Origin of the sequence: Marinobacter sp. EVN1, from assembly GCF_000475375.1 — a bacterium.
GTDB classification, from domain to species: Bacteria; Pseudomonadota; Gammaproteobacteria; order Pseudomonadales; family Oleiphilaceae; genus Marinobacter; species Marinobacter nauticus.
In genome coordinates this window covers 125754-149098 of the sequence record NZ_AXCB01000070.1, presented here as the reverse complement: position 1 = coordinate 149098, position 23345 = coordinate 125754, and the positions used below count along the sequence as shown (strand labels likewise).

General features: G+C 57.6%; 20 protein-coding genes and 1 tRNA gene. 7 read left to right on the top strand and 14 right to left on the bottom strand.

The genetic code is table 11. The features are described from left to right. Positions 1-12: 12 nt before the first annotated feature. The 6 genes from fliE to Q674_RS37890 all read right to left on the bottom strand — a co-directional run bounded on the left by fliE (position 13) and on the right by Q674_RS37890 (position 6842). Positions 13-381, bottom strand: a complete 369-nt coding sequence (fliE, locus tag Q674_RS37915) for a flagellar hook-basal body complex protein FliE (protein WP_011785472.1) — start codon at positions 379-381, stop codon at positions 13-15. A gap of 255 nt (positions 382-636) precedes the next feature. Beyond that, entirely contained in the window at positions 637-2082 is a 1446-nt protein-coding gene (locus Q674_RS37910) for a sigma-54-dependent transcriptional regulator (protein WP_023009855.1), read from the bottom strand. 23 nt (positions 2083-2105) lie between these two features. Further along, the gene (locus tag Q674_RS37905; protein ID WP_023009854.1) at positions 2106-3341 is read right to left on the bottom strand and encodes a sensor histidine kinase; all 1236 of its coding nucleotides are present in this window, start codon (positions 3339-3341) and stop codon (positions 2106-2108) included. 213 nt (positions 3342-3554) lie between these two features. Next, positions 3555-5003 (bottom strand): sigma-54 dependent transcriptional regulator, encoded by a 1449-nt coding sequence (locus tag Q674_RS37900; RefSeq protein WP_011785475.1) that lies wholly within the window; start codon positions 5001-5003, stop codon positions 3555-3557. A gap of 70 nt (positions 5004-5073) precedes the next feature. Further along, positions 5074-5403 (bottom strand): hypothetical protein, encoded by a 330-nt coding sequence (locus tag Q674_RS37895; RefSeq protein ID WP_023009853.1) that lies wholly within the window; start codon positions 5401-5403, stop codon positions 5074-5076. A gap of 80 nt (positions 5404-5483) precedes the next feature. Further along, positions 5484-6842 (bottom strand): DUF1329 domain-containing protein, encoded by a 1359-nt coding sequence (locus tag Q674_RS37890; RefSeq protein ID WP_023009852.1) that lies wholly within the window; start codon positions 6840-6842, stop codon positions 5484-5486. A gap of 219 nt (positions 6843-7061) precedes the next feature. Here Q674_RS37890 and Q674_RS37885 point away from each other — a divergent pair, with 219 nt between their 5' ends. After that, complete coding sequence (locus Q674_RS37885; RefSeq protein ID WP_022991631.1) at positions 7062-7544, top strand: DUF6586 family protein; 483 nt, start codon at positions 7062-7064, stop codon at positions 7542-7544. Between the two features lie 57 nt (positions 7545-7601). Then, entirely contained in the window at positions 7602-7862 is a 261-nt protein-coding gene (locus Q674_RS37880; RefSeq protein WP_011785479.1) for a hypothetical protein, read from the top strand. A 7-nt stretch (positions 7863-7869) separates the two neighbouring features. Here the strand turns inward: Q674_RS37880 and Q674_RS37875 are convergent, their stop codons facing one another. Next, positions 7870-8364, bottom strand: a complete 495-nt coding sequence (locus tag Q674_RS37875) for a cell division inhibitor SulA (RefSeq protein WP_014421027.1) — start codon at positions 8362-8364, stop codon at positions 7870-7872. Between the two features lie 39 nt (positions 8365-8403). Further along, entirely contained in the window at positions 8404-9015 is a 612-nt protein-coding gene (gene lexA, locus Q674_RS0121015; protein WP_031210455.1) for a transcriptional repressor LexA, read from the bottom strand. Positions 9016-9181: 166 nt separating this feature from the next. Here lexA and Q674_RS37870 point away from each other — a divergent pair, with 166 nt between their 5' ends. The 3 genes from Q674_RS37870 to Q674_RS37860 are packed head-to-tail and all read left to right on the top strand — an operon-like array spanning position 9182 to position 11608. Next, positions 9182-10183, top strand: a complete 1002-nt coding sequence (locus tag Q674_RS37870; RefSeq protein ID WP_022991632.1) for an amidoligase family protein — start codon at positions 9182-9184, stop codon at positions 10181-10183. Then, complete coding sequence (locus Q674_RS37865) at positions 10176-10913, top strand: gamma-glutamyl-gamma-aminobutyrate hydrolase family protein (RefSeq protein WP_031210454.1); 738 nt, start codon at positions 10176-10178, stop codon at positions 10911-10913. The genes Q674_RS37870 and Q674_RS37865 overlap by 8 nt, the downstream gene beginning before the upstream one ends. 11 nt (positions 10914-10924) lie before the next feature. After that, on the top strand, positions 10925-11608 hold the full coding sequence (locus tag Q674_RS37860) for an SIMPL domain-containing protein (RefSeq protein ID WP_023009851.1): 684 nt from the start codon (positions 10925-10927) through the stop codon (positions 11606-11608). A gap of 9 nt (positions 11609-11617) precedes the next feature. On the opposite strand, the gene Q674_RS37855 is transcribed toward Q674_RS37860, so the two are convergent. Continuing rightward, positions 11618-15385, bottom strand: a complete 3768-nt coding sequence (locus Q674_RS37855) for a translocation/assembly module TamB domain-containing protein (protein ID WP_023009850.1) — start codon at positions 15383-15385, stop codon at positions 11618-11620. Continuing rightward, positions 15382-17130 (bottom strand): autotransporter assembly complex protein TamA, encoded by a 1749-nt coding sequence (locus Q674_RS37850; RefSeq protein ID WP_023009849.1) that lies wholly within the window; start codon positions 17128-17130, stop codon positions 15382-15384. The genes Q674_RS37855 and Q674_RS37850 overlap by 4 nt, the downstream gene beginning before the upstream one ends. A 205-nt stretch (positions 17131-17335) precedes the next feature. Here Q674_RS37850 and Q674_RS37845 point away from each other — a divergent pair, with 205 nt between their 5' ends. After that, positions 17336-18340, top strand: a complete 1005-nt coding sequence (locus tag Q674_RS37845) for a hypothetical protein (RefSeq protein ID WP_023009848.1) — start codon at positions 17336-17338, stop codon at positions 18338-18340. Between the two features lie 13 nt (positions 18341-18353). Here the strand turns inward: Q674_RS37845 and Q674_RS37840 are convergent, their stop codons facing one another. From Q674_RS37840 to Q674_RS37825, 4 genes are all read right to left on the bottom strand, one after another. Further along, positions 18354-18863 carry a shikimate kinase gene (locus tag Q674_RS37840; RefSeq protein ID WP_023009847.1) on the bottom strand — a complete coding sequence of 170 codons (510 nt, stop codon included), beginning with the start codon at positions 18861-18863 and terminating at the stop codon, positions 18354-18356. Further along, positions 18860-20086 carry a serine/threonine transporter SstT gene (gene sstT / locus Q674_RS37835; RefSeq protein WP_014421019.1) on the bottom strand — a complete coding sequence of 409 codons (1227 nt, stop codon included), beginning with the start codon at positions 20084-20086 and terminating at the stop codon, positions 18860-18862. Before sstT ends, Q674_RS37840 begins: the two co-directional genes overlap by 4 nt. Positions 20087-20212: 126 nt before the next feature. Further along, positions 20213-20289 (bottom strand) — tRNA-Met (locus Q674_RS37830). 108 nt (positions 20290-20397) lie between these two features. Further along, complete coding sequence (locus Q674_RS37825) at positions 20398-21714, bottom strand: acetyl-CoA C-acetyltransferase (protein WP_023009846.1); 1317 nt, start codon at positions 21712-21714, stop codon at positions 20398-20400. A gap of 191 nt (positions 21715-21905) precedes the next feature. On the opposite strand from Q674_RS37825, the gene Q674_RS37820 reads away from it, so the two are divergent. Continuing rightward, positions 21906-23312, top strand: coding sequence for a 3-oxoacyl-ACP reductase (locus Q674_RS37820; protein WP_022991640.1), 1407 nt, complete (start codon positions 21906-21908; stop codon positions 23310-23312). Positions 23313-23345 lie beyond the last annotated feature (33 nt).

The window sequence follows — 23345 nt, the reverse complement described above, 5'->3', positions numbered from 1 at the left end:
GTTGCTCCGTTATCAGATCGGCATATTCATGATGTCTTCATAGGCGCGCACGACCCGGTTACGCACCTGGGTCAGAGCCTCAAAAGACACGGAAGATTTCTGCGCAGCAATCATTACCCGGGTAATGTCCACGTTTGGATCGCCCATTTCATAGGCCGTCCTGAGTTCGCTGGCCTGACTCTGGACCTCGTGTACATTGTTGACGGCCTTGCCCAGCATATCGCTGAAGCTGGGAACTTCCTGGGTTTCCTGAACCTGTCGTGGGCCATCGATGCGGCCACGTACGGACTGATCCTGTTCAATCCTCTGGTTCTGCATCATCTGGGTACGCAGATTCCGGATCTCAGACAGAACATTGTTTATGTCGGCACGTTGAACCATCACACTCTCCCGGTGGCCCCGTCGGGCCTGTACTTGTTGCTGACTCAAATTAACTGGAAGCAAGCAACAGGCCAGAAACAATTAAACCATTTATTTCAACAGGTTAATAAATCGTTTTACAGTGGAAGGCGTCTACGTGACAAAGAATTGACAGGAGTGAAACCAGACCGAAAAAGAAGACCAGGCAGGCGGGTAAAAAAACGGCACCCCGAAGGGTGCCCGAAGGAGTATAAGGTCGACAACAAAGGCCCTGACTCAGGCCATGGCCAGCTCCGCATCAAGATCGATACCGGCATCTCGCATCTGGGCCAGTTTGTAACGAAGCGTTCGCGGGCTGATGCCCAACTGCTCCGCTGCCCGGTTGCGCCTGCCACGCTCTTTCTTGAGGGTCTGGATAATAATACGGAACTCCTGTTGGCGCAGATCATCTCCCAGTGAGCCAATCGCCTCATCAGCCGCTGAATCCGCTTCCAGCCCCGCCTCGGGGTCTGGCAAGTCGGCCGCTGGGACCTCAATGGATCTGGCGGAAATGGCCGGCTCGGCGGGAGCACCAAAGTCAGCGGCACCGGTAATCCCAAGCTCCAGACAAAGATCGCCGGCGTGGATTACATTACCCTGATGCAACACCAGCGCCCGCTGAATGGCATTGTCCAGTTCCCGGACATTACCCGGCCAGGCATGAGCCATCAGTGCCTTACGGGCATCCTCGGCCAGGGTGATGCCGGTCAGCTTCATCTTGCGGCAATGCTTTTTCAACAGTGAACGGGCAAGGGGCAGAATATCCAGCGGCCGCTCCCGCAGGGGCTGCCACCGCATCGGGAACACCGTCAATCGATAATAAAGGTCTTCGCGGAACTTGCCCTCGCGCACGTAGTCCGCCAGATCACGGTTTGTGGTCGCCAGCACACGAACATCCAGCTGAATGGTCTTGCGACCACCGACGCGCTCCACTTCCCGCTCCTGCAACACTCGCAGCAGCTTGGACTGCAAACCAAGATCCATTTCGGAAATCTCGTCCAGCAGGATGGTTCCGCCATTGGCCTGCTCGAATTTACCTGGGGAGGCTGCAACGGCACCCGTGAATGCACCTTTCTCGTGACCGAACAGAATGGCTTCCAGCATATTCTCCGGAATAGCGGCACAGTTGATCGCGACAAACGGCAAATCCGCTCGGGGTGACTGCTGATGGATATAGCGGGCCAACACTTCTTTACCGGTACCACTCTCACCGGAAATCATCACTGTGGAATCACTGGCCGCCACTTTCGCGGCCAACTGGAACATGCGTTTGCTGACCGGATCCTCAGCCACCGGCTCATCGCCAGACTTTTGGCGGCTTCCGCCCACGACCCGACTGACCGCTTCCACCAGAACCTGAGGCTCAAACGGCTTGACCAGATAATCGATGGCACCAGATTGCATGGCAGACACCGCGTGGCTGATCTGGCCGTACGCGGTAATCAGCATCATGGGCAGCCCCGGATACAAGCGCTGAACTTCCGCCAACAACTCATGGCCGGACATGCCGGGCATATTGACATCGCTGACCACCATATCGACCGGCGCCCGGGCCAGGCTTGCCAGCGCATCTTCAGCGCTGGCCGCTTCCCGCACCTGGAATTTCGCCAGTTCCAGCGTCGTTACCAAAGCTTCGCGCAGGTCGTGGTCATCTTCCACAATCAGAATCTGGGCCTTTGCCATGTTATGCACCTCCAACCTGTTCTTTAAAACCGGGCTGTCAGAATCGGCAGCCGAACTATCGCGTCGGCACCTTGCTGTCCGGGGGATGAAATCGAAAACTCGCCCTGATGGGCCTTGACCACAGCCTGCACCACGGCCAGCCCGAGGCCGGTGCCATGGGACTTGGTGGTGTAGAAGGCTTCCATAATCCGACCTGCCTCACCAGGCTCGAACCCGGGCCCATTATCGGAAACCCGGATCTCCAGGCGGCCGGAGGTGGCGGAAACAACGATTGAAACGTCGGCGGCCCCCGCCTCCAGACTGTTATTCACAAGATTGGTACAGGCGCCGACCAGGGCATCGCGATTGCACATCAGCCGGCAAGGCGTCTGCACCTGGTTGTCCAGGGCCACCTGCACACCTGGCGCAAGCTTGAGCCCATCCACAGCAGACTCCAGCGCCTCCACCAGGCGCGACGAATCCAGCTCTTCCGCCAGTCGGGTTTCGCCCCGGGCGAAGATCAACATGTCGCGAACCTGCTGTTCCAGATGGGTGAGGCGGGACATCAGCCGGGAGGCGCAACGTTGACGTAGCTCCTCATCGAGATCCGGCTGGCTCAGATGGCCACCATAGAGAATGGCAGCAGACAGCGGTGTGCGAATCTGGTGGGCCAGGGAGGCAACCATCTTGCCCATGGCAGAGAGGCGCTGGGCATGAGCCAGTTGCGACTGGAGCTGGCGCGTTTCAGTCAGATCGGTCAGCAGGATCAACTGACCCGGCTGATTCTCCATGGTACGGATCTCAATGCTGACCCGGCGACCATCCTTCAGGGACACCTCATGGCCATCATCGTTACGGGGTGCGAAACAGCGGCGGATTACGTCAATCCAGCGCTCGCCCTCCAGCGGCTCGCCCAGCAAGGCAATGGCGGCCGGGTTGCTCTGGCTGACAGTACCATGTTTGTCCAGCACCACCACGCCCGCAGGCAAAGCATTGAGCAAGGTAGACAGGCGATCTGCCAGCTGCTCTTTCTGCTCCAGCTCCTGCTGGCGCTGTCGCGATTCATAAGACAGCTCACCGGACAGCTGGTTCACCCGAGACTCGAGTGTGCGATAGGAATCGGTAATCTGACGAGACATGCGATTGAACAGTTCCAGCGCAGAATCTACAGCCTCATCGTCCTGCTGTGGAAACAGTGCTGTCACCTTGTCGTTGACATCAGCCGCAGCGTTGGCATCCGGCTGGTGGCGGGACTCCATAACGACATGTGCGTGGCTCATAACCTTTCCCCCTGACAGGCCCGGCGGGGCCATCAATACTTTTGTTCGGAAAGGTTAAAGCTAACAGCGTGCCAATTAGTATTTATTGTTTATTTTCAGATAGTAACGAAATCAACGATACCCGGGGTGACGAATTACCGTCGGCCAGAAACAACAATGGCGTCGCAGGTTACAAACCTTTGACGCCACCTTTTACCGGCCACCCCGGTGTCATCAGGCTTCTTCTGAGTCGTCCCTCAGACCATACTTTCGCACTTTCTCCACCAGCGTCGTGCGCCGTATCCGTAGCTTCTCGGCGGCGCGGGCGACTACGCCGCTGGCTTCATCGAGAGCCTGCTGAATCAATTGCTTTTCGAGATTGGAGAGATAATCCTTCAGATCAATGCCGTTCACCGGCAGCAACGCTGGCGCATCCAGCCCCACCAGCCCTGGTATGGAAGAGGGCATACCGGAATCCTCTACCGGGCGATTCTCATCGTAATCATCCACATAGCGGAACTTCTTCGGCAATTCCTGCACTCCGATCACGCCATAGGGATGCATGATGGCAAGACGCTCCACCAGGTTCGCCAGCTCACGGACATTGCCCGGCCAATCATGACGACACAGGCTCATGATGGCCGCCGAGTTCATCCGCAATGAACCACGCTTCTCTTTTTCCATCCGGGAAATCAGCTCGTTGATCAACAGTGGAATGTCTTCGACTCGCTCCCGGAGTGCCGGCATTTCGATGGGGAACACGTTCAGCCGGTAGTACAGATCCTCCCGAAAATCACCGGATTCAATCATGTCCTCAAGATGCTTGTGGGTCGCCGCAATCACCCGTACGTCAGCGGTCTGGGTGCGGTTACTGCCCACTTTTTCAAAGGTGCGCTCTTGCAGAACCCGCAGTATCTTCACCTGCATGTTCAGGGGCATATCGCCAATTTCATCCAGGAACAAGGTGCCGCCTTCCGCCATCTCAAAGCGCCCTACCCTCGCCGTAATGGCACCGGTAAACGCGCCTTTCTCATGGCCAAAGAGCTCGCTTTCCAGCAGCTCTGCCGGAATAGCACCACAGTTCACCGGCACAAAGGGCTTATCGCGGCGGGAAGAATGGTAATGCAGATTGCGAGCAACCACTTCCTTCCCAGTACCGGACTCTCCGGTAATCAGCACGCTCACATCCTTGTCGGCCACCTGCTCCATCAACTGGCGCACTTGCTGGACTTTACGACTGGTTCCCACCAGGCTGCGGAACAGCTGCACACCACGCTGCTGGCCGCGCTGCTGGTTGCGGCTGAACTGGTCACGATAGATCTGTGCGCGGTACAGGGAATCCACGAACTTGGTGTAGTTCAGCGGCCATTCCATCCGTGCAATCACTCGTGCCGCATCGTCCTCTGACAAACCCTTGAGCTCAGGGTCGCCAACCAGCAACACTGGCACACCGGTCATGGCTCGGCATACCTGCTCTATGGCGGAACAGGCGCCGGATTCGGTGCCGTTGACGACCGCCACTGAAACACTATCCCAGGCCTGATCATCGTCACTCGCCAAAAGCGCCAAAGCCTCGTCGCCGGAAATCACCTGCTCTTCACCGACAAACTCCAGAATGGTGACCAGATCTCGCCGCCTGGTTTCATCCTCACTCAGCACCAGCACTTTGTTATTTTTGGACATTCACAGGAATCTCTTCATGGATTTGTGCGGTATTTAAGACCGTATGCCGGCCCGAGTCAATTTTATGACGCTATCTTTGACGATTCGAGGAGACGTTCTGATAGGTTTTGGCGGCGTTACGGTTCTGGCTGACCCCCTTCAACGAGGCTTTCGCCTCGTCGCGGGCCTTCACAGCGGCAGCATCAGCCTCGGCCACAAAACGATTCAGCGCTTCCAGTCGCTCTCGCACCAGTGCGGCATCAATTCGGCCCTGCTCGAGTTCAGCCATCAACGGTTCCACCGTCGGTCGGACCCGGGCATTAAGCTGGCCCAAGCGTTCCCAATCCTGGTTGTCCAGGGCCAGGGTTAATTCGTTTTGAAGCTGATCCAGATCGGAAAGGAGGTTTTCAGGGTTGGCCATTGGCAATCTCCGGGGTCTGCGGGACAGACTGGCCAACGAAAGGGCGCCACCGGAAACGATGGCGCCCCGCAAGCGGACGGTTAACGCCGTGCAGCGCGACGGGCCGCAGAGGCGGTAAACTCGTTACCACGATACCCCGGCGCGAAATCATAGGCGGGGTAACCATTGTCCAGACCATCAATGTAATAACGGTTTGCCTTCAGATCATACGTCATTTCCATGGTGGTCCAGAAGACCGGCTCGCTGTAGTAACTGATATTGTGAGCCTCGGAAACGCGCCATAGCTCGCCCTTCTCGTTGTACTCCTCAGAAACCAGAATCTGCCAGCTATCTTCGTCAATGTAGAACACACGGCGCTCATAAATGTGGCCGATACCGGTACGACGCTTGGCCTCTACCACCCACACCCGATGCAGCTCATAGCGAGCAAGACTCTGGTTGATGTGGTTGGGGCGGATGACGTCCTCAGGGCGAACACTGGAATCGTGAAGCTTGTATCCGTTGTAGGGAACCAGCAGCTCCCGTTTACCTTTGAGTTCCCAGTCATACTGGTTTGGAGCGCCGTTATACATATCTTTTTGGTCTACCGAACGCAGAGAGGACGAATTCGGCAGGTCTGTCTCGTAGGCCAGGTTCGGAGACCGGCGCAGGCGTCGGGAGCCGGCGTCATAACGCCATGCAAGGCGAGGTGAACGAACCTGATCCAGAGTCTCGTGCACCAGGGTGATGGTGCCCGCCAGCGTGGTTGGGGCGATCGTCTCGGTTTTCAGGTAGAAGATCTTGTTGTCGATATCGGCAAGATCCGCGCCTACCTGACTGTACGCGAAGAAATAATCATAGTGATTGACCACCGGGTTGAAGGAACCGTCTTCCTGAGGGGTGGCTGAAGCACTACGGAAGGACACTTCCTCACCACGATACCGGAGAATGTGGTTCCAGATCGCTTCCAGACCATTCTGTGGAATGGGGAACGGGCTGGTCATGATGGTGTCTCTTACCCCGTTTCCATTATCCAGCAGCTCGGCGGTCAGGGCATTCTGGCGAAACTTCTCGTATACATGTTCGGGAAACGCCGCTGTCCGACGGGTTTCATACACCGGCATGAAAAATGCCGGGCCATATTGCTCCAGCATCCGGATGTGGCCGTCCGACAACTTATCCCGGTAAAGATCAAGGTTATCCCCCGTCACCACATACAGGGCGTCATCGCCAGGGAACGGATTGATTTCTACAGACCCCTCGCGCCAATTCGCCGGTGGCGTGGCAAGCCCGCCATCCCAGGCTGGAATGGTGCCCGCCGCGTTGCCCGCGCGCTCGGCACCAACCGGTGTCAGCTCATTGTTCAGGCGCGCGGCTTCAGCCTGTGTTACCTTTGCCAGCAGCGGACTGGACGCCCCCATAACAGCAACTGCGATGGCAGCAATAAATCGGTTTCGCATCCTCAACCTCCAGCGTGAGTCACATGAGTGGTCAATACTCACCCAATTTGACGCTCTTTGTGCCAGTTTCAAACGCCCGTTTCAAGTGGTTGTTTGTAGTTTCTTGTGACAAGAGCATTTCCACAAAGCGGATAGAGCGAGAAATAAACAGCCAAAAATGATAAACTCCCAAAGTTTTACCGGCCCTGTTTCTCTGGTTTTTCGTTCGCAGGTTTCCTCATGGCATCACAATGGCACACCCTGGTTTCGCAAAAGCTGTTTCTGGCCAAAACGTTACTAGTCCGGGTTGAACAAGACGAAGCGGCGACTGCGCCAGAACGAGAAGCCCAACTGCAAGGTGCCATTGAGTTGTTGCTGCGGGCTCGCGGACTCCTGCTGGTAATGATTGCCCGATGTCACCAGAACAAGGTCGACAGACCGGCCTCCATTGACGAGCTGGAGGCGCTGTTTCCCTATGCGATTGCGGAAGGCGGGATGTTGAAGGAACTGGCTGAAACACCAGGCAGCTGGTGGCAACAGCTGAATCAGTTGGAGGCTGCCGCTGGAGAACCGCCCAAGACACGGAAAACCGTGACGGAAGAAAACATCATTGCGGTTTCGGCGGATCAGGGGCCAGATCGGTCCATTCAGGCTCTGAACAAGATACTGGCTGCCATGACCGTATTGACCAGAGAGATAGACGAGCAACACAGCGAGTGGTAATCCGCCTGCCGGAGCCAATCCATTAACATACGCTGACAGCAGATATAGGTTGAATGAATGTCACCTTCGTTTTTTGAAATTGTACAACTCGCCGACGGCGACTACGCGCTTCGCCGGATTGATGACGACGCAGCTCCACTTGTGCGCATCTCATTCTCTGACGAGGCCAGAGAAATGCTGGAAGACCGGGACATGAACGTCGCCAAGGCGATGATTGCCGCTGGCATCGAGGCCGCTGGCAACATCAGCCACGACATTGACTGGGAAGAGGACGAAGGCGAGTTCGCCGACAATCAGCCCCACTACACCTTGCATTGAGCACCCGTTATCTCTGGCGCAACACCACACCGTGGCTATTACCCTTGGCAGATGCCTTTTGCAAGGTTTCCAGCGCTGCACGGCCCAGCTTGTGAGTCCAGAGCACAACGGCATGGCAGGTGCCTGCGCCCAGCGCTCGCTCAGCCAACTCTTGTGCCGGGAATTCTGCCGTTGACCGCAACACAAGAATCTCACTGGCCACAATGCCGTGCATTTTCTGCCACTTGGCCACCAGGGACTGGGGAGGATCAATCCACGCCAGCCAACGTTTCTCCTGGTTGAGTTGTGTGAGCATTGGCAGCAGCAACTGGAAATTCTCCACCTGCTCCTCCGGAAGAATAATCTCGGTAACATTGCCACCGAAGCCAGACGCTGAACGTCGCTCCGAACCGGACGCTGCTGCCCTGGCCGCCGGTGCCCTTTGGCCAGAGGAAACCGCGCCAGCCGCAACAACAGCTGCCGGCTGAAATGCCATGTTCTGAGTGAAGCTCAACTGTTCCATTACTCACCTACCTGCGCCATGCGCTGCCGAATACGGTATTCAGTGAAGATCGGAGCGGCGGATAACGCCTACGCCGAGACCTTCAATAAACAATTCCTGCTCCGCGAGATCGACTTCAATCGGAGCAAACTCCTCATTCTCTGCAATCAGCCAGACCTTGTTGCCTTCCCTGCGGAAACGCTTGACGGTGACCTCCTCTCCGACACGAGCGACAACAATCTGACCGTTATGGACATCCTGGGTACTGTGCACCGCCAGTAAGTCACCATCCAGAATCCCGATGTCTTTCATGCTCATCCCCCGTACCCGCAAAAGGTAATCTGCTGAAGGAGAGAAGAAGCCCGGCTGCAGCGTGCAGTGATCTTCAATATGTTCCTGCGCCAGAATCGGGCTGCCGGCGGCAACCTGCCCGATGACAGGGAGGCCCAGATCCTCTTCGGCCTCCGGCAAGCGAATGCCCCGGCTGGCCCCCGGGACCATCTCTATGGCGCCCTTCCTTGCCAGAGCCCTCAGATGTTCTTCCGCCGCGTTGGCGGAACGGAATCCCAGCTCTGCGGCAATTTCAGCCCTGGTGGGCGGGTAGCCGGTTTCATCCACGTAACGTCGGATAATGTCCAGCACCTGGGATTGTCTTGCGGTCAGTTTCATCAGTCGGGCTCCGGAATTTCGATCCTGTTTTTTTATACAGTGAACTGACTATATACAGTGTTTTATCCAGTGTAAAGCCCTCTACGTTTCGTTTCCTTCCTGTAACGGGCGACCAACAGCCTGTATGTTATGGTGACGCAAACCAGACACAGGGAAGCCACACACAACCATGACCGCACACGACCGCTGCAAGATGCCGGAACAAACGACAAACCGGGACGGCCAGGAACGAAAAGTCGGGGTTGAGATTGAACTGTCCGGCCTGACCTACGAGGCCCTGGTCCAGCATGCCGCCCGATTGCTTGGGGGCGAGCCGGAGCTGACATCCCGTTATGTCACCCGACTGGATACGGACGCCGGAGCATTCACCATTGAGCTGGACTCTGATCCTATCAAAGACCTGGATCTTGCCGACGAGCGGCTCCCGGAATCCATTCGGGAACTCGGCAACCACGCCATGGACGTCATTGATTTTGCCGCCGAGAAGATTGTGCCGTTAGAGATTGTGGGGCCACCGCTCGCAATGTCGGCTCTGGGCATGATCGAAAATCTGGTAGACGAACTGCGAGACCTGGGTGCTGAAGGCAGCCGGGAGGCCATCTATTTTGCGTTCGGGCTTCAACTTAACCCGGAACTGCCCGATCTTGAACCAGAGACCCTGGTACGTTACCTGCAGGCGTTCGCACTGCTGTATGACTGGCTCAAGTCCCGGCATCAGCTGGATATCAGCCGGAAGTTCACCACCTACATCGAGCCCTGGAGCAGCCGCTACACAGACAAGCTGATGGCGGACGATTACCGTCCTGACCTGGACACACTGATGAGGGACTATCTGCACTACAACCCTACCCGGAACAAGGCATTGGATCTTCTGCCACTGTTCGCTCATCTGAACGAATCGCTGTTGTCCGAATACGTTCAGGACCCCAGGATCAAAAGTCGTCCTACTCTGCACTACCGGCTGCCGGATTGTGATATCGACAATCCCAATTGGCACTTCTCCACAGTCTGGAACGATTGGGTAGTGCTGGAGCAGCTTGCCAACAACCGTCAGGATCTTGATGCCCTGCGGGGCGAATTCCACGACTCCCGGAAGTTCAGCTTCCGCAATCTCACCCGCTCCTGGCGTGAGACCACCGATGAATGGCTGCATCAGCACGGTTATGTCTGACTGGGAAAGCGAAACGGACATCCCCGGCCTCACCATCGGCATCAGTGGCCCGGCCCGGCGAAGTATGGCCCATCGGCTGATCAGCCTGGGCCTGCGCCTGCATGGCGCCAGAACACACTACATCCGCCCGGGCGACCGTACCAACGTCGAACTACTGGACGGGCTGGTACTCTCGGGCGGCACCCACGTGCATCCGGGCCGCTATGGTCAACAACCCCAGGTGACGGCCAGGTATGACCTGAAACGGGATGCTACCGACACCGAGCTTCTCCGCCAGGCGGAGGCGATTAACATTCCGGTGCTGGGTATCTGCCGCGGTGCACAGTTTATCAACGTCTTTCACGGCGGGTCCCTGTGCCAGAACGTTACCCCGTTGCGGGTACATACCCGACATCGACCTTTGTTATTACCCCTCCAAACGGTTCGCCTGGTCCGGGACAGCCGTCTGGGAGGCCTGATGTACAGCCACGTGATTGGCGCCAACCGCATTCACAGCCAGGCCATCAAGCGCCTTGGACAGAATCTCAGAGTGACGGCCGTGGACAACGACCTGTTTGTGCAGGCCATCGAAAACACCGGCCGACAATGGTTGATGGGAGTGCAATGGCACCCCGAATACCTGCTTTACCACACCGGGCACCGTCGCATCTTCAGCCACTTTGTGCACGCTGCCCGGGCCCGGAAACTGGAACGACTGGATAACCGGGAAGGCCAGGAGTTCCACTCATAAGGAGAATGACCATGATCAAACGTCGACTGCCACTTGCGCTCGCCGCCGCCGTCACCGTAATACCCGCGGCAGCCAGTGCCGGAGAAGTGAGCCTGAGTGGCGAAGGTATTGTTCGTTACGAACCAGACAGCGCCAGACTACAGTTCTCGGTCACGGCCGAGCACCCGGATGCCGCAAAGGCCTCTGAACAGGTGTCCGACACCATGGACGAGTGGCGCCAGGCCATTGCGGCCTATCGTAATGAGCTGGACGACTATTCTGATGCCGATCTCAGCGTTTACACTCGCATGCTTCCTGTACGGGAACAAGGCCAGGATCCGAAGCGAGTATCGGTGGCAAGCCAGACCGTCAGCTTCTCGATCAACGATCTGGATCTGCTGAATCCGTTGATTGGTGAAGCCAACAAGCTGGGGCTGCAATATCATCTTGGCAGCCACCAGTTTTTCCACTCAGACGAGCAGGGGCTGGAACGCGAGGCTCTGGCAAGGGCCATCGCCGATGCCAGAAGCCGCTGCGAGTTTGTCGCCAAGCAACTCGAGCAACGTTGTGGCGAAGTGGTCAGTCTGAATGTGAATGGCGGCCATCGTCCGGTACCGATGATGCAAGCGGAATCGAAAATGGTCGGTGACGCCGTTTCAAGCGTGGGCCCCAGGGAAATCCAGGCCACCGTCAGCGCCACCTTCGAGCTGGACTGACCTGGCCACTCAGAAGTTCCGTGTATAGAAAATATCCAGTGAGGCCGCCAGACCACTGGCGGCCTCCAGATAGAAGTAGCGGCCCAAATCGTAGCGCAGGGCTACCGTGGTAATGGGTTCAAATATGCCAACACCATAACGGAGGCTTAGTTCGTCTGTGATATAGCCGCTCGCCACCACGGAGGCCTGCTCCCCTGAACCCTCCGCCTCCAATGTCAGGTTACGGATACCCAGCTCGTTTCCAATACCTTGTGTGATCTTGCTGGCCTGGGTAAGACCCAGTGACAACGCAGCCCGGCTCATCTGCCCCTCATCCCCCTGGCCCCGGGGCGGACGGCCAAGAATAACGTACGACAAGGCATCACTCTGCGGCATCGACGGTTCCGAGAACACTTCCGTTTCCGGCTCATCCACCGGGCCGGACAACCGGATCCCGGCAACCACCGTATCAACTTCACGGACTGCCTCAATGTCCAAATAGGGTCGGGTCAGCGCACCTACAAAGAGAATCCGTGCCCGGCGCAGGTCCAGTTCCTGGCCAAAGGCTTCATAGCGACCATTCACTAACTGCAGCGCACCCCGCGTATCCATGTTGTTGCCAATGCGCAACGTGCCTTCGAGGTTGCCGGTGACACCAAACGCGGCAAACGACACCTCATCCTCACCGACCACCACCGTCACATCCATCAGCATCGACCGAATGGCAGGTTCTTCCCGTTCGACACCCACGATGACTTCATCCTCGGAAACCGATACCGCCGATGGGGGAACGCTCTGGATTTCGATTTCGCCTCTGGGCACCTCAACGCGGCCGGAGACCGACAGCTCTCCAGATTTGAAGGCAATATCCAGATCCGGCGCCACCTCCAACCGGGCATAAGGTTCCAGCGTCACCGGCAGCCGTTCGCCTTTCAGGTTGATCGCGACTTGCGGCGACTGTGCCCACTCCAAGCTCCCGGAGACCTGGCCCTTACTGCGATCATTGCTTTTCCAGCGCCCGCTGATATCGGCCGACTGCCCCCTAAACTCAAGCACTACAAGCAATTCCTCCAGTGGCAGGGGAAGGCCAGGATCAAACACTCGCCCTTCACTAAGCACCAGCTCGCCGGTGACGTCAGGCTTCATCAAGGGACCGTTCAAACGACCACTGCCATTAACCCGCCCCTGAATGTCTTCAATACCGTTAAATGCCGAGAGGAAGGCAAGATTAAGGGCCTGGAGCCGGAATTCACCATCAACCGTGCGGTCACTGGCCAGAGGATCCACAGCAAGATCCAGGTCAAACTGGCCAAGTTCCGGGCCGCTGAAATCCAGGCTGACATTGGCCTCATCCGGTTTAAGATTAGCCTCAACCACTAGCTGGTCATGAGTGATGGGCTGCCAGTCGTCCAGCACCAGAACCCCGAACTCGCCGGCGCCAGCATCAATCCGGATAGTGCCATCAGGACCCGCATCCGTGAGTGCTACGGCAATGTCGGCGTCTATAGTCGATTGCCACCGAAAAGTCTCTGGAAACAACGGTGCCAAAGCACTGGCCGGGAAACCTCGCACTTCATAAGCAATGCGGGAGTCTGGCCACAGTCTCTGGTCAGCCGCACAGACCGAGCTTTGCTGCCAGCGCCAGCAGTGACTGCCAAGTTCAAGAGTCCCGGCCACGTAGGTGAGATCCGCTCTCGTATCCAGCTGCCAGATCTGCCCTGGCTCTGGTACGGAAATCCGACCCCGGGTCAGCTGTCCGCGCCAATCCGGTAGTTTCTCTCCCAGCCCGCCCGCGAATTCCAGCTCAACCGAAGCTTCAGGATGATCGACTTGCAAAGCCAGGGTGTGGCGCTCCCGGGTGCCGCTGAGGGACGCTACAACCTTGTCGAGTTCCTGGCCAGCGAGACGCAGCTCAGTGCCCGACAGATCAAGGTCCAGCACCCCGTCACTATCAAGTCCCGCCTCAAGCTGCGCCTCGGTAACCAGGAATTGATCCTGCCAGGCCAGATTGCCCGCCGTCAGTGAGAGCTCAGCTTCCGGAGCTTCCGGCGAGCCAGCCAGCCGAAGCCGTCCGGCAGCCTCCCCACCCAGACCAGCCAACAGTTGTTGCGGTGCGGCAAGATCAAAGCGCAGGTCGCCCGCCAGAGATTCGCCATACCGTCCACTGCCCTCAAGCCGGTTATCCCCGACGGACAGGTTGAAGTTTTGCACAACCCAGTCTCGCCCCTGGGTGGACAAGGTTCCTTTTGCCTGTGCCGGCTGCTGCCGCCATTGGCCGCTGAGATCCAGATCTGCGAATAATTCGGGCAGCGCCCCCTCCCGCAACTGGCCTCGGGTAGCCGCCGTTCCATTCAAACGCGCTTCCAGTTGCGGCACCCAAAAGCCCGGATTGAATCGATCGAGCTCAAACTGCGCCTCCCAGCTCAGCGGCCCGGAAAACACCAGTTCTGCCTGTCCGGAAAGCGCGCCGGCACCGGTGGTCATGTCCAGCTGGCTAAGGCTCACCGATTGCAGATCCCCTATCAGCCGGGATGTCAGTTCGGCTTCACCCAGGGGCCCCGCCACTGAAGCATCCAGCGCTGCCTGATAACGACCATTACCATACTGAACCTGGCCATCCAGACGTTTCAGCACAACCGGTGGCGGCTCCAGGCCCGGAATCAGGCCGTACCAGGGAAACTCCTCCAGGGTTATGTCTGCGCTGGCATCAATACCGTCACGCCAGGATACCTTGCCGTTCGCACCGAAGCGGCCATCGGAATTGCCCTCCCGATCCCGCGCGATCATCGTAACCTCGACGCCGGAAGCGCCTTGGAGGGTCACCAGACCCTGAACTGACGCCTCCACTGGCCCGGTGGACGCCGGGAGCATCGCCCGGGTTCGGGTATCGAAGCCCCGAGCCAGGCTACCATCGAGTTCCAGCCGCCATTGGCCCAGCGTCAGGGTTTCAGGCACGGCGCTGTGCGGCCAAAATTTCGGCGACTGAAGCTTCAGGGTAGCCGGCAGATCGACATCAAGCGGATCCAATTCCCCCTCAAGGCGGGCATCGAGGTAGCCGCTGCTGGCGCCTGCCAAACGAAGATCCCGGGCGCTGCCGGACAGATCCAGGGCAATCTGCCAGTCGTCTCCGCTCGGTGGTGGCAAGGTAACGTTGACTGAAAGATTCAATGGCCAGTCCCGACGCATCTCGGCTCGGCCATTGGCGGTCACCAGAATATCACCGCGTTCATACAGAAGGTGGTCAATGTTCAGGGTGGCACCCGACGCCCGGGAATCCAGCTCGACCCGATTCCAGACCAGGTTGTCATTTACCGTCAGTGCCCCGAGCCGGACTTCACGGATATTCACACCCAGGGGCAGATTGACTGAAGGCAACTGGATATCACCTCGTGGCTGATCAGCCTGGTCGGGGGATTCCTGCACAGTAACCGCGATACTGGCCGCCTTGAGCGTGTCCAGACATACCGTCAGCTCAAAAAGGCACGACGGTGACCAGTCAATTTCCGGTTCGCTCACCTGAACGCCAACACCATAGCCCTGCCAGACCAGGCCATCGGCCCGCCACTGCCCCAGCATCGAGCCCTCGGCAGCTTCCGTCCGCAGGCCTGGTACCTGTTCAATGACCCAGGCGGTTCCCGTCTCACTGCGCAGGGCCAGCAGAACTGCAACCACCAGCAACAGGGGCACCAGCAGCAGTACCAGGACAATCACCAGCGGCCAGAACCACCAATGCCGGGATTTTCGGGTTTCCGGTTCGGCATCCGGGGCCTGTGTATTTCTGGATTGCGCCTCGGTCACAGTTCCGGCCCCATGGAAAAGTGAATCCGCCAGCCACCGCCAAGCTCCTCATTCAAACCCCTGGCAACATCCAGGCGAAGCGGTCCCACGGGGCTGACCCAACGAATCCCCACCCCAACACCGGTCGCCAGCGGATCAAAGACATCGTTCACGGCATTACCCTCATCCACAAAGGCGGCCACACGCCAGTTCCTGGCAAACTCATACTGGTACTCAGCACTCCCCACAATGAGATATCGACCGCCAACGGCCACACCATCGCTGTCCTCCGGTGAAAGCGTCTCATAACCATACCCTCGTACGCTTTGGTCACCACCGGCAAAGAACCGCAGAGAGGGCGGCACATCGGAAAAATTATTGGTGGCAACACCGCCGAAGTTGAATCGGGCAAGAAAACGATGGTTGTCAGCCAAGGTGTACAGACCCTTGGCAAGCAGATTGACATGCAGAATATCCGCATCTGAAAGCACAGCCCGGTGGGCCCCGGTAACATCCAGCTGTAAACGGAATCCCCGGGACGGATCCAGTGGCGAATCCGCCTGCAGCTTTGAATAGCTCACACCCGGCAGAAGCAGGCTGGAGGTTCCTCGCTCACCGTCACCAATGCGAAAGCGCTCGCCTTCCCAGCGCATCGACAACACCTGCATCCAACCGTTGTCCAGTTGATGGTTCCATTGCTGACCGAAGGTCAGGCGTTCGGACTCAACGTCTTCCACATGTTCCCGCTGATACCCGGTGCCCAGGCGGATGGAATCGGTCATGGGCGGGTCAAGAGGCAGTTCGTACCAACCACTGACACTCTGGCGCAGTTCAGAGAGCTCGGTATCTGCCCCTCTCTTGTGCCCCATGGAGTTAATATAGTGCTCACGCCAGTTGCCGCGGAAACGCGGCCCCACATCGGTCGAGAACCCGACACCCGCAGAGACCGACCTGGGAGGCCTTGGGGTCAGACCGATATTCACTGGAATAACACGATCCTCGGCCTGGGAAGGTGAGGCATCAATGTCGACGCCAGAAAAATACCCACTGTTGGACAGATCCCGGTTAAGCCGCGCCACCTTGTCAGCATGAAACGGCTCGCCCGGCTCTGTGGTCACAAATTGCCTCAGCAACTGCTCCTCAAAACCATGGCCTTCGAGAAAGGTGACTTCACCCAGTTGGTAGCGTTCACCGGTGCGATAGGTAAGCAGGATATCGGCGGCGTTGGCTTTCGGGTCAACCTTCAGCTTTCGGGTCTCATACTCACCATCAAAATAGCCCAGGCGCCCTGCCCGGTTCTGTATCGACTGCCGTAAACCGTCGTATTCACCATGATTCAGAATGTCACCCTCCCGAGGGCGCTCCGGAAGGTCTTGCACCAGGTCGGGATCGTCTGCCCCCGGACCCTGAATATCCACACGCCGGGACCGCACGCGCACTGGCTCGCCCGGAATAATGGTCAGCACCAGCTCCGCCGACGCTTCATCCTGTTCATTGACCTGCCAGCGAATGGTCGGGTTGTAATAACCCAGAGCCCGGACTGCTTCTTCCACCTGAGAGACGGCGCTGGAGGCATAGCGGCGAAGTCCGTCAGCGGTTCTGTCCTGCACCTCACCCAGCAGGATTTCCGCGTTCTCCTGTAATTGGTCGTAATCCCCCTCGACCTCCACCCGAACCTGGTTGGCTAATACAGAACTCGCCTGCCATAACAGCAGCCATATCACCGACCTGATTGCTGCTTGAATGTGAGTCCCGAATAACCGCATCAAAGGATGGCTGCCCTGACCAGATAAAGTGAGTGTTCCCTGTCACAGGGGCGAGAGTTTACCCGCAAGACCGGGGCGCTATCCATGCCCGCCGTATTAAGATTAGCAGCATAACGCCGCTTCCGTTGCCACCGCCAGTCTCGTACCCGTTCCAGAAATAGGCTAACCTGTCAGACACTTATAGAGCCATAGACAGGTCCTACGGATGCTTCATGTAAACCGCGAAAACCTGAAATCCAGTCATCAGCTGATCTGGTTCGTGATCGACTTTCTGATGCTCGGCCTGTTGATCGTCAACCTTTCGTTCATCATCTGGGATTCCATCTACAACTTCGTGGCTGTGCAGAATCTCCTCAAAGACTACGCGCCGGCACTGCAATCTGCCTACCACCCCATTCATGAACGCTTCATCTTCTACGACCTGATCTTCGTGGCCATTTTCCTGAGCGAATTTGTACTGCGCTGGGGTTATTCAATCAGGGCAAAAGTCTATGACCGCTGGTACTTCTATCCGTTCATCCACTGGTACGATCTGGTGGGCTGCATTCCGGTTGGCAGCCTCCGGTTTCTGAGAATCCTGAGGGTGATCTCTATTATCTACCGGCTGCATCAGTACAAGATCATCGATTTCACCAACACCCGGCTGTTCCGGTTCGTTAATTTCTACTACGAAGCATTCATGGAGGAGTTGTCTGACCGGATTGTCCTGAAAGTACTCAGCGGTGTTCAGGAAGAAGTTCGGCGGGGCTCGCCTCTGTTTGAGCGTATCCAGCAGGATATTCTTTATCCGCGGCGGGAAATGCTGTCAGACTGGATTTCAGAACGGGTGGCAGTGGCAGCCAAGGAGGGTTACGTACCAAATCGCAGCGCATTGAGGGCCTACCTGGAAAACCGGGTTGACCAGGCCTTGAAGCAGAATCTGGAGCTATCCCGATTGAAATACCTGCCAGTGGTGGGGCCAACCATCCAGGACACACTGGAGAATGCGGTGGGTGACATTGTCGCCAATGTGATTCACCAGATTCTCGAAGACCTGGCCTCCACTTCTAACCATGCGTTTATTGAAGATATCGTCAACGTGTTCCTGCCCGAACCTGGCCAACAACAGGAAGAGGCCGAAAACGAAGCGCTAATCAACCTGATACTGGAGGTGATCGACGCCATCAAGGACCAGGTCCGGGTCAAACACTGGCGCGAGAATCTGCCCTGACAGGAGTTGCTCGTTACTGTGGCAACCCATCGATGACCGCCTGACAGACCTGTTCCTGGTTCAACCCCTGGCCCTTGATGGCCAGGTCCGCGTAGCGGGTATAAAGGGCGAAACGCTCTTCAAATAACGCTTCCAGCGACTGGTCGGGCCGACGGGAGATACCGCGGAGGCTGTAATTGCCGATACGTCTGCGCACCTCATCCAGAGAAATATCGAGAAACACTACGGTGCCCTTCTGCCTCAGGTGTGTCATCGCGGCCTCACTGTACACCGCGCTACCACCGGTGCTAATGACCTGACCTTCAACCTCAAGAGCCAGCAGTACCTGCTCTTCAATCCGGCGCAGGGCCAGATAGCCGTCCTGGTCAACGATCTCCTGCAGCGTTCGCCCGGCCTGCTCCTGTATCAGCAGATCGGTATCGATAAACCCCAGGCCCAGGCGTTTTGCCACCAACACCCCGACGGTGCTTTTGCCGCTGCCAGGCATGCCGATAAACACCAGATTTCTGCGCCCGATGGTCATGCTGCTTCACGAGCCTCTGCCGAACGGCAGGCCGCCGCGGTGAACAGAACATCGGTTGATGAGTTCAATGCGGTTTCGGTGGAATCCTGAACCACGCTGATGACAAAACCAATGGCAACCACCTGCATGGCCACTTCCGTGGAGATACCAAACAGACTGGTCGCCAGCGGAATAAGCAGCAGTGAACCCCCAGCCACGCCGGAAACCCCGCAGGCCGCAATAGACGAAACCACACAAAGCAGCAGTGCGGTCGGGAAATCCACCGGAATACCCAGGGTATTCGCAGCCGCCAGGGTAATCACGGAGATGGTGATGGCGGCACCGGCCATATTGATAGTGGCACCAAGCGGGATGGAAATAGCGTAAGTATCCGGGTCCAGCCCCAGCCGGTCACACAGGTTAAGGTTAACCGGGATATTGGCAGCGGAACTGCGGGTAAAAAAGGCGGTGATGGCACTGCCCCTTAAACAGGCGAATACCAGGGGGTAAGGATTCTGGCGGGTGTGGAGGAAGACAATCAACGGATTGGTCACCAGAGCCACAAACAGCATACAGCCAACGATGACCGCCAGAAGGCGGCCGTATTCCAGCAGCGCGCCGATGCCGGCATCTGCCAGGGTATTGGCAACCAGCCCGAAGATTCCCAGGGGCGCAAACCGGATAACGGCCCGGACAATGCCGGAAATTGCATCGGACAGGTCGTTCACCACTTGCCGGGTGGCGTCACGGCCCTGGCGCAGCATTAATCCCAGACCAACGGCCCAGGCCAGAATAGCAATGAAGTTCCCCTCCATCAGGGCGCTGACCGGATTCGTCACCGCGCTCAGCAGAAGATTGCGCAGGATCTCGACGACCCCGCCAGGCGGGTTGCCGCTGACCTCCGGAAGCTCCAGCGTGAGTTCCGTGGGGAAGACAAAGCTGGCGATCACCGCTACCACAGCCGCCACCAGCGTACCGATCACATAGAGCAGCAACACCCCACGAATGTGGGTTGGCTGTCCCTGCTGGTGATTGGCAATGGCTGCCGTCACCAGCGCAAACACCAAGATAGGCGCAACCGCTTTCAGGGCGGATATAAACAGTTGGCCAAGCAGAGAAACCGATTGGGCAGTATCAGGCCAAATCACGGCCAGCAAAACGCCGGCAATGATTCCGATGGTAATCTGGGGTATCAACCCCATCTGCAGCAGGGGGCGTACAACGCCAAGTCGCCGGGAAGACATCTTTGGGCTCCTTTTGCTTGGTCAGAAAGGGGCATCACCCGGCAATAATGGCCATGGGAATAATCTGCCGCCCAGAAAGCAAAAAAGGCAGATCAGTGAAGGTAACTGACCTGCCTTTTTCTTTTTTGGTAGCGGGAGCTGGATTCGAACCAACGACCTTCGGGTTATGAGCCCGACGAGCTACCAGACTGCTCCATCCCGCATCAAACTTTTCATCAATCAGGTAGAGGCCCGATCAACGTGGCGCGAATACTATAGCTCTGGCCGCCAGCTGTCAAAGAGGATTTCGGTTATTACCTATCCCGCCCGGATCAGCGCTCCAGAATTGCCGTCACGCCCTGGCCGCCAGCGGCGCAGATTGAGATCAGGCCACGACCACTACCTTTCTGCTCCAGCAGCTTGGCCAGCGTGGCGACAATACGGCCTCCGGTCGCGGCAAACGGATGCCCCGTGGCCAGACTCGAACCCTTCACGTTCAGCTTGTCGCGATCAATGGTGCCCAATGGTTTTTCCAGCCCGAGGCGCTCCCTGCAGAATCCCGGATCTTCCCAGGCTTTCAGGGTAGATAAAACCTGTGCCGCAAATGCCTCGTGAATCTCATAGAAGTCGAAATCCTGAAGGGTCAGGCCGGCCCTTTCCAGCATCCGGGGTACGGCATAGGCTGGCGCCATCAGCAGGCCCTCTTTCTTGTCGACGAAATCCACAGCAGCCACTTCGGAGAAGGTCAGCCAGGCTTTGACATCCATGTTATGGGCCTTTGCCCACTCTTCGCTGGCCAACAGCACTGCCGACGCGCCATCGGTCAGCGCCGTGCTGTTGGCTGCAGTCATGGTGCCGTTTTCCCGATCAAAACAGGGCTTGAGGGTGGCCAGTTTTTCCAGCGTGGTGTCCGGACGCAGGATATTATCTTTATCGAGACCGGCCATGGGAGTCATCAGATCGTCGAAAAAGCCCTCCTCGTAGGCCTTTGCCAGCTTCTGATGACTCTCCCAGGCCAGGCGATCCTGATCTTCACGGGCGATACTCCATTCTTTGGCAGTCACCTGGCAGTGGTCCCCCATGGACATGCCTGTACGGGGCTCGCCGTTCTCCGGAATCTCCGGCACCAGATGGCTCGGCCGGAAACGGCCAAGAATTTTCAGGCGCTCCTTGGTGGTCTTGGCACGGTTGAGGTCCAGCAGGATTTCCCGGAGCCCTTCGCCCACCCCGATCGGCGCATCAGACGTGGTATCGGTGCCGCCGGCAATGCCGCACTCGATCTGCCCCAACGCGATTTTGTTCGCCACCAGAATCGCGGCTTCCAGGCCGGTTCCGCAGGCTTGCTGGATATCGTAGGCCGGTGTTTCAGGTGCCAGACCACAGCTGAGAACCGATTCACGAGTCAGGTTGAAGTCCCTGGAATGCTTGATCACGGCGCCCGCGACCACTTCGCCCATTTTCATGCCGTCCAGATTAAAGCGATCCACCAGCCCACGAAGCGCCGAAGTCAACAATTCCTGGTTACTGATCTTGCTGTAGGCAGTATTGGAGCGGGCAAACGGAATACGGTTACCGCCAATAACGGCAACCCGTCGAATGCCCTGGCTTGCCCCTTTCACGGGTGATGAGGTTTTCTTTGCCTGTGCCATCGCTGTGTTTCCTTGTGAGTCAGATGATTCTGTTTCGGTTCACCGATACTGTTGATGAGTCTAGCGCCTGACGGCAGTCTCTCATTGGCAACTCTGACAACGCACAACCTGCGTTCAGTCAATACAATAGCTGGAAGATTCCTTACCCTTTAGGCTAATTTGCAATCAACCAGATGCACAAGGAAGAAAACATGTCTGACCTCTACCTCAAACTCGTGAATACCCCGGTGGGAAAAACCGCCGCCCAGTCTCTTGGCTTGCCGTCACCGGCCCCGCTGAAACGCCTCAAGCGAGTGGATCAGCCTTTTATTGAGGGCGACGTCCTCATTGGAGCCGGCAATGGTGCCCGCGCCATCGCCACCCTTGGCAGCATTGTTGGCGCCAGCCCGGCCACCCTGCACCACGCCACCGGGCCGGAAACCCTGGCCGAATCGGCCAAGACAAGCAACAAGGCTCAGGCACTGGATATCACCGGCGAGGTCTCCGGCAAGTTCTCGGCACTGATTTTCGATGCGTCCGGCCTGCAGAAACCGGATGAATTGCGCGCCCTGTATGACTTTTTCCACCCCACTATCCGGAAACTGGCGACGAATGGCCGGGTTCTGGTGATTGGCCAGGACCCGCACACTTGCCGCAAGGCGCCCCAGGCCGCTGCACAACAGGCACTGGAAGGCTTCGTACGAGCCGTTGGCAAAGAGATCGGCAAAAAGGGCGCTACCGCGAACCTGGTCTGGATAGCACCCAATGCTGAAAACCAGCTGGATTCCTCGGTTCGGTTCTTCCTGTCGCCACGCTCAGCCTACGTCTCCGGGCAGGTGGTTCGCATCGGCAAAGCCGACGAAGCCAAAGCCACCAATCCGGTCGCACCATTGGCAGGCAAAGTGGCCCTGGTGACCGGCGCGTCCCGAGGCATTGGCGCCGCTATCGCTGCAACCCTCGCCAGAGATGGGGCAACCGTCATCGGGCTCGACATTCCGCCGGCACTCGAGGAATTGCAGAAAGTAACCGGCGCTCTGAAAGGCAAGGCGCTCGCCTGCGACATCACCGACGAAAAGGCGCCAAAGCTGATCGCAGACTTTATCGAAAAGGAAACCGGCGGTGTCGACTTCGTCATCCACAACGCCGGCATCACCAGAGACAAAACCCTAGGCAACATGCCCGAACATTTCTGGGATATGACCATTGCCGTCAACCTGACCGCAGAAGAGCTGATTGACGAGGAACTGGCTGAGCGCAAACTGATACGGGAAAACGGCCGCATCGTCTGCATTTCTTCGATCAGCGGCATCGCAGGCAATTTCGGCCAGACCAACTACTCCTGCGCCAAAAGCGGCGTGATCGGCTATGTCGAAGCCATGGCCCGTCATCTGAAGAACGGCATCACCATCAATGCCATTGCCCCGGGCTTTATTGAGACCCAGATGACCGCCGCCATGCCGTTTACCATCCGTGAGGCCGGTCGACGCATGAACAGCCTGTCTCAGGGCGGGCAACCGGTTGATGTGGCCGAGGCTATCGCCTGGTACTGCAACCCAGCGTCTGCGGGCGTGAACGGGAACGTGGTTCGGGTATGTGGCCAATCCCTGATCGGCAAGTAATTCAGAAAAGGCACTACAGGAAGAGGCCGGTCA